Source organism: Aureispira anguillae, from assembly GCF_026000115.1.
GTDB classification, from domain to species: Bacteria; Bacteroidota; Bacteroidia; order Chitinophagales; family Saprospiraceae; genus Aureispira; species Aureispira anguillae.
The window spans coordinates 1223463-1237076 of the sequence record NZ_AP026867.1 but is presented as its reverse complement, the minus strand read 5'-3'; the positions used below and the strand labels follow the sequence as shown (position 1 = coordinate 1237076).

The window sequence follows — 13614 nt, the reverse complement described above, 5'->3', positions numbered from 1 at the left end:
AGTTTAGGCTTGTTCATCCGTTATTACTGCTTCAGGGACTTTTTTTCCAAACAACATCACCATTCCAATCATCATCGCTACACCGACCAAAAAATTAACAATAAAAGGAATGCCAAATGCGGTAGACACATACGTCATCAAAATACTAATTCCTCCAACTGTCAAAGCATAAGGCAACTGCGTCTTAACGTGATCGATATGATTACAGTTTGAAGCCAAAGAACTCAAAATCGTTGTATCTGATATAGGAGAGCAATGATCTCCCAAAACAGAAGCAGCCAAGACAACAGCAATTACATTGTACAATAATTCCATTGATGTTTCCATGGCAAGCCCTGCATTCTGGCTGATGCTCCAGCAGAGTGGTATTGCAATAGGATATAAAATCGCCATCGTGCTCCAACTAGACCCTGTTGAGAAGGCAATAACAGCAGCCAAAATAAAGACCACTACAGGCACCATATAGGGGCTTAAGCTATCTCCTAAGGTTGCGGTTAAAAATTCAGCCGTTGATAATTCTTCGGTTGTTGTTGCCAAAGACCAAGCTAAAATCAAGATTAAAAGTGCTGGCATCATTGTCTTAAACCCACTCACTACGGTTTCTATAGCCTCAGAAAGCTTCATTATTTTTTGGCTCACGGTCAAAATTAAAGCCAATACAATGGCAGACATAGAAGCCCACAACAAAGCAGCATAAGAATCAGAATTTCCGATCAAAATTCCCATTTTGCGTACAAAACCTGCTTCGCCAGAAGGGTCTAAATGTTGCATTTTTGACCATACCTCTCCCCAACCATCGTGTGGTAAACTATGTCCTGCCTCAATCAAAGCACCATAACAAGATTGCATTCCTGTATCAATTAACCCCATCAAGGTTCCAAAAACCACCATCATTATGGGCAAAAATCCATTGATCCATCGATGTGGCGCTCCTTCTACGGGTTCTAATTCTTCCATGTCGTCATCACTCAAAGCCTCTCCCTCTGTATCAAATACTCGTCCTGTTGTTCTAGCTCTGCATTCTGCTTTGTACATTGCTCCATAGTCTTTTCCAGTATAAATAATAATTAAGATGAAAATCAATGTAAAAAAGGAATAAAAAGAATAGGGTAAAGAGCTCAAAAACATAGAATAAGCAGAAGGAGGATTCTCTAATCCTGATAACATGGGCATTGCGTCACTAATATAATTTAGCTCTGCACCAATCCAAGTAGTAATAAAAGCCACCGCCGAAATTGGCGCAGCAGTACTATCTACAATATAAGCTAACTTTTCACGAGAGATTTTATACTTATCTGTTAATGGTCGAATGGTATTTCCTACAATCAAACTGTTTGCATAGTCATCAAAAAAGATGGCAACGCCCAACAACCACGCAACAAATTGTGTGCTTTTGGGTCCTTTTGCTAGTGGAGCCAATTTCTTGACCACTCCTGCCATTCCTCCATTTCTAGAAATAATAGCAACTACCCCACCTATCATTATTGAAAATACAATCACCGACAAATGGCTAGAATTATTAAGGGCACCAATAATATAATGATCAATCACACTAAAAAAGCTCTTCATCAAGCCATAGGGAGTCATTTGCATTCCCCCAATGATCCAAGCACCTGCCAATATTCCCATAAATAAGGCCAATAGTACTTGACGGAAAATTAGTGCCAAAAATATGGCTACCAATGGAGGAATAATAGACCACCACAATGGAATGGCTTGTACTCTTAAGTGTCCATTTTTTCTCTTTTGAACATGCACTAATTGTGTGTGTTGATGATCCAAACAAATTACTTCCTCTTTGTTAGCATGGGTCAACGGATCACAATCTACACAACCTTTTACCTTACAAGCGCTATATTTAGAACGTACGGCTACTAATTTGCCTTCAAAGGTAGGTTCATAGCTCAAAACCGCATTTTTATCTTCAAAAAAAGCAACCAATGGCTCGCCATCTAGCTCCAGTTGAGCAAAAAACTTAGTTGGAATAGCCGCTTGTTTGTGAAGTTGTTTGGCTGTAAGGTGTAATTGATCTGCTTCAAACTTTAAATCAAATTCTAGTAAACCAAGCGTGTCAAAAGTTTCGATTACAGGTTTGTCGATTATCTTTTGATGTCCCCAATTGCTATCTAAACCAATGGTGGTATCAATAGATGAAATGGTATTGCTGTCTGTTGGATTTTGAGCTATAACAAATAGTGTACTCAAAATAACAATTAAAAAAGTAACTATATATCTCATTCTGCGTTTCTACTTAAATAAAGGTTGTTTAAATTGGGTATCAAAGATAACATTTTTTGAAAACACCTAAGGTTTATTCGCTTAATACTGTATACGTTTTTTATTCTCTATTCTCTAAAAGAAAACAAAACCTGTACAAAGCATTAAAAAACAACAAGTTAAAACAAAATTTATAATTCTTTGATTTTCAGGTCTTCCTTGAAGATTCCCAAAGAGGTCTGAATTAAGATTGCATTCGTAAAAAACAATCCTCTGCTTAAAATAATAACCCACTTAAAATTTTGCAAATTGGCTGATTCCCTCTATATTTTCTAACTAAAATCAACATTTTATCAATTACGAGTTGGGTAGAGAGCTGGTTACCAATACATATACAAACGTTTTCTACCTAAAAGAATACCCAAAACAATAGGCAAATATCCTATGTATTTATAATTATTATCAAATACAATTTGATTCGTTATATACCCCCTATCAAAAACGCAAATAGGACGACAATATAAAGATCGTAAACCTTCTTACAGAAAAACCAAATTTGACAACAATGACAAAATATCTATTCATATTATTAGCAGGAACCATCTTGTTCGCTAGTTGTGGCAAAGGAAAAACTAAAACAACCACTGACAAGGTAGATTCTACAGCAACTCATATAGACACGCTTGTTTCTGATGTTAATTGGGGCGAAGAGGAATTCTATGTCGAAGAGGAAGAGCCGCCCAAAAAACAACGTCGCCATTCGCATTCTTCTGGTGGTGGTGGTGGCGGCGGTGCTGCCGATAACGATGCAGATGTTATCAAATATCAAAATTATATCCGTGAGGGAGATCGCCCTAAAGATTTTGCTAAAGCACTCATTTATCCCGCTATTCGCATGGTTTATAGTGACAACTTTGCCAAACCTAGCGTTTCTGTTTTAAGTGCTACTCAAGATGGCGATCGGCACAATATCGATTTACAAATTACTTGGAAAGACCGCTGGACTCCCAAATATGAAATTAAAGGCACACTCCTTGTCAATAGTGATGGAAGTGATGCCATATTCACCATCACCGATAAAAATGTTGAAGCAGAGGTATTAGAATTAACGGAAGACTTTTTTCAATCTGAAATTAGCCTCCCTAGCCTTTAATTCACAGTACACTTTTGCTTTACCTGTCACTTTAACAATAGCGTTTAAAGTGACAGGTTGTTTCTATTTTAACGCTAAAAAAGATAAGACAACATGAAGAAGCAAACAGCCATTGTTTATTTACTTTGCTTCTATAATATAGACAAAATTTGAAGTTTTTTTCACCTGACTTGATAAATCTATTTCTTTAAGCTTTTTATTTTCTTTTTTAAATTCAATGTTCCCAATTTGTTCAAGAAAGAAAGTTAAATAATCTGATTTAATTGCATATCCAACATTATCCACTTCTTTAGATTTAATTTTTGCACTAACGACTCCAACAATATTCCCATATTGATCTAAAAGAGGTCCACCACTATTACCTGGTTGAACGCTGGCAGATATTTGAAACTCTGAGATGCTCCCCTTATAGCCACTCGTTGAATTGATGATCCCTGTTGTTACTTTTATTTCATTCCCCATAGTACTTTTCATTGGATAGCCTAAAGTAAAAACATCAGAAGCTTGGTTTATTGATTTTGAATTCCCTATAGAATATGGAGGTGCTTCAAAAGTGATGAGTTTAGTATTAATTTTTAACAATGCTAAATCCAATTGTCTATCAACCGCAACAACCTCCAATTGGAATGGTGTATTATAATCTCCTTTAACGCCCTTAGCAGTGATGTTTTTAGCACCATCAATTACATGAAAATTGGTAACAACATACCCCTCACTATTAATTAAAAAACCTGTTCCTTGTTTTTCCCTCTGAGTTAAAGATTCATCTAATTTTCCAATTGGTTTACTAATATCTTCTTCCATTTCGAGAATATTGTAGGTTATTTTTTTCTTTTTTTCAAAACGTTTTAAAAAAAAGGCATAAGCTTCTTCTGGTATTTCAGAAAACCTATATGGAACATTTTCAAACTTCTCATATCCTACCAAAAAGTAATAGTTTTTATTTTCTTTTATTTCAATGACACCTTCCAGCTTTTCATAATCCGTTAACATAGTGACGGTGAACCTACCCTTGGAGTATATTTTTAATTTCAAAATATCATTTCCCCCAAAAGCTGTAATTAGATGATCATTGATGTAAATTTTTTTTGAGCTATTATGATAGCTGATAAAATTAATTTTAGCATATTCCATTTGCTGAGCGGCTAAAGTGAAGCTACTAACAAGGAAAATCAAGTTGATAAAGATATTTTTCATAGGTATTTAAAGTTTAGTAAAAAAATTTGAAAATAGGGTTATTAAGCTAGTAGCCTCCTAGAAATCACATAAGCATGAACGATGAGAACTAACCGCTTGTATTTGTAACTCAAAGCTATCTAACTGTAATTTCAAGCATTGACTTTGGTGCTACTTCATAGTACCGTGTATTTTTTTAGTCTGTAAAATAAACTAAATGTAGTAAAACTAAGGCTTTAGCTAGCTACAACGAGGCTTTTTAACGAAGCTAGAGAGTAAAAGATACTCTCTTTATTGTATTCCATAGAACATGCAAATTATTGAAAAAATGATTTTTTTTTCAATTTTTATTAAAAAAATTTATTTATTATTAAAATCATTGAGTGCAATAGTCCGCTAGAAACCACATAAATATGAGTAACGTGAACCGAACCCTCCAAGCTCATAAATGTAGTGCACGAGCAGTTTGGTACTGTGTACCAACTGGGATACCTAGCACCAAAGATAAAGGCAAAACACGCTCTAAAGGAATGAGTAACAAACTGAGTAAGCTTGATATAATGAACCAAAGGCTATATACTCACAACCAAAGGACATTACAAAACCAACGATAAGAACAAAAAAGCATAATTTTTGCCAGCAATTATCGGTTTGTTTGTTTTTTAATACGACTTAAGAGACTAAAAAACAAGGCTATGATTACCAATACCTTAATACTTTATTTTTAAACTGGGCGTTACGAAAATTTACTTTGTGAGGGCTTCGCCGTTGATTGGACATCATATTAATATTTTTCACAAATCGATAATTGCTGATTATTTATATCTTATATTTACACTATGAAAATCTATTTCTCAGCCTTATTCACACAATCCATTATTCAAGATTTTAATTTATGAAAATACAACTATCACTATTATTTATCTTCTTTACAATTGCTCTTTTTGCCCAAGAAAAAAAGATTCTCAAGGACAAACAAATGTCTGGCACTACCATCGATGAAAAACAACTAGGTTTTTTGATGAGTCACCAAGAGGCACTGAAAGAATTTGAGCGACCAACCTCTATGGGAATGCTTGAAATTCCTGTAAAAGTGCATATCTTAAGAAGTTCTCAAGACAAAAGCCCGATCAGTATTGATGAAGTAAAAAATGCATTTGCTCTACTCAATCGCTATTTTATCCAAATCTATGTACAGTTTGTCCCCTTGGGTGACTTTAATTATATCCGAAATGACAAGCTCTTTAATCTAAACAAAGAAGATGAGAACACGCTCTGTAATGCTCATGATATTGAAAATGTGATTAACTTATACATTACGGGAAGTATAGAGGATGGTCCCATGCAATTTTGTGGCTATACGCATTACCCACAAGGGCCTGAAAAAAATATAGATCGTATTTTAATTGCCAAAGATTGTCTAAACAATGGTGTTGCTTTGGCACGCCAGATGGGGCACTATTTTACCCTATTTGCTACTAGTGGTTTACAGAATTCGGAAACTCAGGAATGGGTAAATGGTAGCAATTGCTCAACAGAAGGAGATCTTATTTGCGATACTCCTGCCGACCCAGGTTTGACGCATTCTACCGTAGATGACCGCTGTGGTTATATTGGTAGAAAACAAGATCAATCTGGTAGAAAGCGTTTTTACAAGCCAGATACTAAAAATTTGATGTCTGACAACCCTCGTCTCTATTGTTGCGATCACTTTACTGAACAACAATACCAAAAAATGTTGTATGCAGCACTCCATTTACGCAAATATTTGACCTTTCCCAAAAGCCAATATTCTAAACGTCAATTAAAAATTCTTGCAGAAGAAAAAGGCTTACAAGGTGAGGTTTCGATCTACATATATGGAGAAGAAATGACCACCAAACGAGATAAAAATATGTACATCAATCAGGGGGGGACTTATGGTGCTAATACTCCTTATAACATTGCTATTGCCAATCACAAAAAGGGTTATATCTACGTGCTTGAAGGTGATGCTGAACGTGGCATTCATTTGCAATATCCTCAAAAAGGGGATAAAGTGTTTTTTAAAGGAGAAGAAATGACAGAATTCTTAGTGCCTTCCAACAATGAAAGACTTAAGGTGGATGAATCAAAGGGAGAGGATGGAAAGAATCATATTGTGGTTTTATTTTCTAAAAAACAATTGAGAATTGAACAGCTTATTAATGAAATGAATAGCATTGAAGAACAAATCGATGTTGTACAAAAAATTTACATGACAATTGGCATTGATTTAATTCCTTCCAATAATTTAACCTACGGAAAAAGCGGAATTAAGGTACAGGGAGTTGCAACCGACCAACAGATTATGCCTATTATTATTGAATACCTGCAACACTAAGTAGTTTTAAGCCTATAAACAACTTTATCTTTAGTTGTCTTACTCCATCCATTTGAAGATTCTTAGATCTTCAAATGGATTTTTAGTTTAACCATCTCAATACCAAGAGTTTTGATAACAAACCGTTCAATTTCATGCTCTCACTCCGTGGCAAGTGCTGCTCTTTCCAAAAGTTATGAGCCTTTACACACAAGACAACAAAGCACTAACTATCAGTACATTACCAACAAAAGCACCGAGTAAATAATCAAAAGTTATAAAAAAAAAGACCAATACCAAGCAGGAGCATTTCCTTTTAAATTTTAAGAGAATAATTTTTGTCTGTATATGTAGTTATCTTTTATAAATTAACCGTACCTCATTCATACAACAATCAAATTATTATTATGAAAAACACAACTTTCCTTCTTTTTCTATTTTCTTGGATGTTTAGCCCAATCTTTGCCCAAGAAGAAATGGAATACATCAATCCTCCTATCGTTCAACATGATTTATATACCCTAGAAATTAAAGATATTATCTCCAAAGAAGATTATTGTAAATTTAGGTTGCTCATCAACAACAAATCCAATAGTTATATGGCCTACGATATATCCAAAGTAGGATTTCTTTACGACAACCTTGGCACCTACTACCCCAGTAAGAAAAAAATTGTCATTGTTCCTCCCAATAAAAGAATTGTAGAAACCATAAAAATAAGTGGCAACATCAATTATATGGTCAGTCACTTTAGTGTGCAGTTAGAAGGGCTTAGCTATGCCCCAACGGTTGAGTTCTCACCGCTTGATTCTATTCCTTTGGAAGAAGGCAACAGCCCCCAAGATGAGCAACTCAATTTAGTTGTAAAAAAGGTCAAATCTAAAAAAGGAAAATTTTCATTTAGTATTGCAGGAGAATTTTCGGGCAAGGATAACGAATTTTGTGTGCTTAATCCCGAAGCAATATCTTTTGTCGATAGCAAAAACCAACCTTTGGAAGTAAAATTGACTCCCAAGAAGCTCCAATTATTAAAAGACGGCAAAAAAGTTACCATCAACGGCAGCTTTGAATCTGAAGACGAAAATATTAGAATCTATTGGAACAATGCCTACGAGCTTTATACGCTTTATCCAGAAAGTATTAAAACGATTTTATTGCACCAAGTTGGTACGCCTCCTGTTAGCGCTACAGAATTGCATCCAACCGCCTCTGGTTGCCCTGCGGTTACAGGCAACACCAGTGGTTATACAAGAGTTACCTTTTTTAATTCAGAAAAAAAATGTTTTAAGATGTTTGTTAATGGGGCTCTGATTAGCAATGATTATAGTGCTAATGTCACCTTTAAAACAGGTCCTGGTAAAAAGCGAATAGAGTATCATTTTGCCAATGGACACGTCTTAAAAGACAATGTTTTTATCAATAGTGATTGGTTAGAAGCTTCTTACCGCCTCAAGCCCAAACGCAATTCCTATGCTGTAAATCTAATTTGGGGTTCTGTTGTTTCAGATGGTACAGGTCCTTTAAATCAGACGATGAACAATACCAATAAAACAACTACCAGCAAGCCAAGTTTTAAAGCGACCATAAAAACCAGTGTTAATGGAAAAACAACGAGTGAATCCATAGAAATCAACTAGTGTTTTTGCTCAAAATTGATTAAAACTGAGAAGTTATTACGAATAGAGTTGTATAGGAAAAAATACATTTGCAGCCGTACCATTTCATTATTGCATGAGTGCTGCACAGTTCGTAATAACTTCTTATGATTCATCTTTTTTTAACCAAGGGATATGAATTGCTTTTTGAGTTTCAAAATACCCTTTTGCTTTTAAGTGTTCATCTGCCTCTACTTCCTCAATCGTTAATACTGGCGACAAACAAATATCCTTCCCCTCAGCCCATTTTACCCATTCATCTCGTGTTTTAGTCAAAAACAATGCTTTTACTTCGGCATAAGGAAATTCGTAAATTGACAATTCTCCAAAATGTTGGCGTTTCCAATCCAGTTGATCAAGTGCCTCGCAGAATCGGTTCCAAAACTTAACTTCCAGTGCCCCCAATGCCATCCAGCCTCCTTCTTTACAAGCATAAACATTGTAATTCACCAAATTTCCATTTAACAGTTTCATTTCATGTGGATTGATGCCTCCCCAAGTTTGCGATAAAGCGATGGTTAACAAAGGAGGTAAGCCATCCAACATAGAAACATCCACATATTGCCCCTTTCCTTGAACCAATGCAGCCAAACAAGCCGTTACCAACATATAAGAACCACCAGCAATATCAGCAATTTGTATTCCTGGGATAACAGGCTTCCCCCGCTCATCTCTCATCAAGTCTAATATTCCAGTATAAGCTAAGTAGTTAATATCATGCCCTGCCTGCAAACGATAAGCCCCTACTTGTCCATAACCCGACAATGAAAGGTAAATTAGGTTAGGATTAACGGTTTTTAGGGTCGAATAATCTAAGCCCCAACGTTGCATTACACCAGGTCTAAATTGTTCAATTATTACATCTGCCTCTTGGATTAATGCCAATAGTTTAGCTCTATTTTGAGTAGATTTATAATCTAGAATTAAGCTTTCTTTGTTGTGATTTAATAAGCGATAGAGCAATGCCTCTCCTTCTACAAAAGGAGGGTAAATTCGGGTATCGTCTAATTTATCGGGATGCTCAATTTTGATTATCTCTGCTCCCATCTGCGCCAAAATATTAGTGGCAAGTGGTCCAGGTAATAATAACGTAAAATCTAAGATTTTTTTTCCTTTCAAGGCTTCTGATAACATATCTTTTTTAGTTGACTAATTCAGCAAATAACGATTAAAATTAAGCGTCTATTAACACATTACTCCGCTAGAAAGCTTGCGACCTCAGGGAGCTCATAAGCATTAGCGTACTAACTGCGCTAGTTTGTAGCTAAAGCTATAAAGGAAAAAGCAAAAATTAACGAAGTATTAAGCAAATAACTTAAAGTTTTTATAAAAAAACAACCTGTATAACTAATTATTTAGTTAATTCTATCTTTGTTGCTATTCTTTACTTTTCCTTAGCTGTGGGTTCATCCAACTTCATAGATAAGAAATATAAAACGAAACAAACTAATGAAACGAATTTTAATCCAAATGTTATCCTTATTATCGATCTCTACGATTGACGCACAAGAAGCCCTCCAACGCTTGTTAATTGAAGATGTCAATGTCATTCCTATGCACATTCATACCGTGCTAGAACACAAAGATGTTGTCATTGAAAATGGAGAAATTACGCAAGTCCGCCCCCATACTGACCAAGATACTTCAACCTACAATTTGGGGCGAATAGACGGTCGAAATAAATTCTTGGTTCCCTCTTTTTCGGATGCCCATGTCCATCTGCCTGAACAAGAAGATTTAGCCCATTTTTTTCTAATGAATATCATGAATGGCGTAACCTCATTGCGTTCTATGCGTGGAGCGCCTTGGCATTTAGAAATTGATCAACAGGCAGAATTTACCCCTAAGTTATACCTATCTTCTCCCCCCATCCATCGTAGTGATAGTATTTCTCCTCGAAAAGCCGAACAATTAATTGCTAATTATCAGAAAGCAGGCTTTGATTTTGTAAAAATTCTGAGTGTAAAAGATCAAAATACCTTTGATTACTTAGCTGGTGCATCCAAAAAATACAACTTTCCATTAGCGGGGCATTGTCCTTCCAATATTAGTATTTTTAGCCTTAGTAACAGTAATACTTTCCAAAGTATTGAACATTTAAGTGGTTTTTTCTCTTTACCTGATATAGAAAGTATCAAAATTGCCATCGATCGCACTATAAATGCTCAAATTTACCATTGTCCTACACTAGATTGGTATTATACGGGGCAAGTAAAGGAGTCTGATCTTCGCAAAAGAGCTGGAGTAGCGTTTCTACCTAAAAAATGGATCAATAAATGGGAGGAAAAAATAGCTGCACACTTAGCAGAGAGCACAGCAGAAGGACAAGAAAAAGAGCGTAAGATTAGTAAACAGCGATTTGATACTCGATTATTATACTTAGGTTTTATTTATAGACAGGGTGGTTTGTTGTTATTGAGTTCCGATGCTTCGGGTATCTACGGAATTCCTGGCTACGGAATCCATACAGAAATGCAACATTATGCCCAAGCTAAAATCTCTAACTATGATATTCTAAAATCGACCTGTTATAATTTGTCAGCGATGTTTGGAGAGCAACATACTTGGGGGACAATCAAAGCTGGTGTTTATTCAGACTTAGTATTACTCAATAGCAATCCATTAGATGACATCAAAAACACAACAGATATTCAGGGTATTATTTTCAAAGGAAAGTACTATTTACAAGATGATTTAAAAGAACAACTTAAAAAATTAAAGGACTAACCGATCATCCTTAGTACCTTGTGCAAACAATTGGGGCATTAAAAAATAGAATCATAAGGATTGTTTTTAAATTGCCCAATTGTTTCATTTTTTGAAGTACAACTCAAAATCCCATTTAACCAATATTCTTGATTTTAATCTATTTTCATGATTCTTCAAGCCATTCGAAAATTTGACCTTATTGGTAAATTTTATACTAGTAAATTAGGAAACCAGTGGATACAAAATAAGTTAAAAGCTGTTTTCCCCCATTTGAACCAACACGAAAAGCACATTGACATTGGTTGTGGCAATGGAATGATTACGCATACTCTAAGACAACAACAGTATCATTGCACGCCATTAGATGTTGCTAATTTGTCTATTATTCCAACGGTAGATGTAATCGTTTATGATGGTTTAACCATGCCCTTTGAAGACAAAAAGTTTGATACAGCACTGCTGTTAACGGTATTGCATCATACCCCTGATCCCGTTCCTGTACTAAAAGAAACGGCTCGAATTGCTAAAAAAATCATCATTATTGAAGATATTTACCGCAATAAGATACAGCAGTACATGACTTACGCAATGGATACTTTAGTCAATTTGGGGCATTCTAGCATGACTTACCAAAATAAATCCGATCAAGAATGGAAAGCCACCTTTGAGGCTTTGGATTTAGAGCTGGTAGAAGAATCCAGTAAATCGGTTCTCTTCTTCTTTAGGCAAGCAACCTATGTCTTAAAATCAATTCACTAACTGTACTTTCTAAATAACGCCTCAAAATATTGCTGCTCATCTTCGATACCTTATTTTTTCTTCTTTACCAAGCAATAAAATGCTATGAATACTTCTTTTTTATCTATTTTTTTAGGGCTATTTATCTTAGGAATAAGTGCTTGTGTCTCGACGAAAAAAACACCTGACCAAGAACAGCATTACTTGCCCCCCATTCTTCAGAATATTCAATTGGGAATGCCTAAAAACGAGGTATTAAGCCTTCGTTCCCAAGCTTATCCTGTTCATTCGTTTCAAGCCACACCAAGAGAAATATATACCGAAGATATAGCAGCCGAACTATACTCTTCGGTCTATTATTTGTTTGCCAAAACAGCAAAAAATGAACTGGTAGAAATTAATATTTTGCATCCTAGCGAAGAAAAAGCAGCTCAAACGATCTTGGATTATTTTGGGGAACCTAAAAACGACAAGCAGAATCAATGGCATAAGACCTTAAAGGATGGAACCATCGTTTATGCTAGTTGGCACAAACAAAAAGTTTTCATTTATTTAGATAAAAAGCCGCTTCCCCTCGAAAAGACTTACAAAGAATAGCATTTCTACAAAAAAAAGTAGAAATTTGCAGGCATAGGTAAGTAGACAAAACTAATGCTTGTACATTTAAGCCTTCTTTTTGTAGACTTCCTTATAATTTAGGGCAAGGCACATTCTATATAGCCCCCTTACTATCTCACTATAAATGAGCGGTAAGCAATCACTATAAGTCAAAATTTTAAACAGAAAAATGAAACCAATCAAAGTATATCATAAAGACGAGCATGGGCATCATAAAAACGATCATAAATGTGGTCCTAAATGTAACCATGAAGATCATCAACACGATGACATCGCCGATCTAAAAGAATTCAAGAAGGATAAAGTTCGAATCATTCCAGAAAAGAAAACCAATCGTGTTACGTTTGAAAATTTTCTCAACTTTTTTCCTATGGTGGAACTGCCCTACACCATTACCTCTGATACCCAACGCTTAATCAGCCAAAAATGTGATCCTCTATCAGCAACCTGGATGTTTAACTTTGTGTTGGGCAAGGATGACGTTATTGATGAATATACAGAATTCATGCCTTGCTTTTCAATCCCTGGTACCAAAGATTTTTTTGCAGTAGTATTCTGGGAAGCAGGTATAGAAGGAGCCACTTATTATCTGACAACCTTCTCTAAAAATGGCATTCTTATTGACAAATCTAAGATTGCGGGAACTAAATACGATCAAGATGGGTTGTATCAAATGGTCTGCACCATCAGCCCTACTTGGCTATTTAGTTGTGCAGAGGGGCGTTTAGATGCCAACGGAAATACAGCTCCAGTATCTTCTGATGAACATCACCTCCATACTTCACTTCAATTAACAGGTGATGGAGAAATTGTTCCCATTTAAATTCAATTACTAAAAAAAGACTAAAAGACTCGACTTTATTAATAAAATGCAGGTAACAATGGGTGGTATAGGAAAAAAGATACATTTTCTCCCCTATATATTAATCTGTAATAAAGTCTACCGATAAGGAACTAGTACTTGCTAGGTATAAAACAAAATCCTTATTGGCTCAGTTAGAAAGAAA

The 13614-nt window shown here is 35.5% G+C and carries 10 protein-coding genes; 7 read left to right on the top strand and 3 right to left on the bottom strand.

Annotation, left to right across the window (positions count from 1 at the left end; all coding sequences use genetic code 11):
- Positions 1–3: 3 nt before the first annotated feature.
- Complete coding sequence (locus AsAng_RS04605; RefSeq protein WP_264791617.1) at positions 4–2238, bottom strand: Na+/H+ antiporter NhaC family protein; 2235 nt, start codon at positions 2236–2238, stop codon at positions 4–6.
- Positions 2239–2782: 544 nt separating this feature from the next.
- Between AsAng_RS04605 and AsAng_RS04600 the strand changes: the two genes are divergently transcribed.
- On the top strand, positions 2783–3370 hold the full coding sequence (locus AsAng_RS04600) for a hypothetical protein (protein ID WP_264791616.1): 588 nt from the start codon (positions 2783–2785) through the stop codon (positions 3368–3370).
- A 120-nt stretch (positions 3371–3490) separates the two neighbouring features.
- Here the strand turns inward: AsAng_RS04600 and AsAng_RS04595 are convergent, their stop codons facing one another.
- Positions 3491–4567: a S1C family serine protease gene (locus tag AsAng_RS04595; RefSeq protein ID WP_264791615.1), complete on the bottom strand. Its 1077-nt coding sequence runs from the start codon at positions 4565–4567 to the stop codon at positions 3491–3493.
- Positions 4568–5441: 874 nt separating this feature from the next.
- Here AsAng_RS04595 and AsAng_RS04590 point away from each other — a divergent pair.
- Positions 5442–6908, top strand: coding sequence for a zinc metalloprotease (locus AsAng_RS04590; RefSeq protein WP_264791614.1), 1467 nt, complete (start codon positions 5442–5444; stop codon positions 6906–6908).
- Between the two features lie 386 nt (positions 6909–7294).
- Entirely contained in the window at positions 7295–8524 is a 1230-nt protein-coding gene (locus AsAng_RS04585) for a hypothetical protein (RefSeq protein WP_264791613.1), read from the top strand.
- Between the two features lie 123 nt (positions 8525–8647).
- Here AsAng_RS04585 and AsAng_RS04580 read toward each other — a convergent pair whose 3' ends face one another.
- Positions 8648–9676, bottom strand: a complete 1029-nt coding sequence (locus tag AsAng_RS04580) for a CaiB/BaiF CoA transferase family protein (RefSeq protein ID WP_264791612.1) — start codon at positions 9674–9676, stop codon at positions 8648–8650.
- A 315-nt stretch (positions 9677–9991) separates the two neighbouring features.
- On the opposite strand from AsAng_RS04580, the gene AsAng_RS04575 reads away from it, so the two are divergent.
- The 4 genes from AsAng_RS04575 (at position 9992) to AsAng_RS04560 (ending at position 13430) form a co-directional block, all read left to right on the top strand.
- Entirely contained in the window at positions 9992–11269 is a 1278-nt protein-coding gene (locus AsAng_RS04575; protein ID WP_264791611.1) for an amidohydrolase family protein, read from the top strand.
- Positions 11270–11416: 147 nt separating this feature from the next.
- The gene (locus AsAng_RS04570) at positions 11417–12010 is read left to right on the top strand and encodes a class I SAM-dependent methyltransferase (RefSeq protein WP_264791610.1); all 594 of its coding nucleotides are present in this window, start codon (positions 11417–11419) and stop codon (positions 12008–12010) included.
- A gap of 84 nt (positions 12011–12094) precedes the next feature.
- Entirely contained in the window at positions 12095–12586 is a 492-nt protein-coding gene (locus tag AsAng_RS04565; RefSeq protein WP_264791609.1) for a hypothetical protein, read from the top strand.
- Positions 12587–12776: 190 nt separating this feature from the next.
- Positions 12777–13430 (top strand): hypothetical protein, encoded by a 654-nt coding sequence (locus AsAng_RS04560; protein WP_264791608.1) that lies wholly within the window; start codon positions 12777–12779, stop codon positions 13428–13430.
- Positions 13431–13614: the final 184 nt, after the last annotated feature.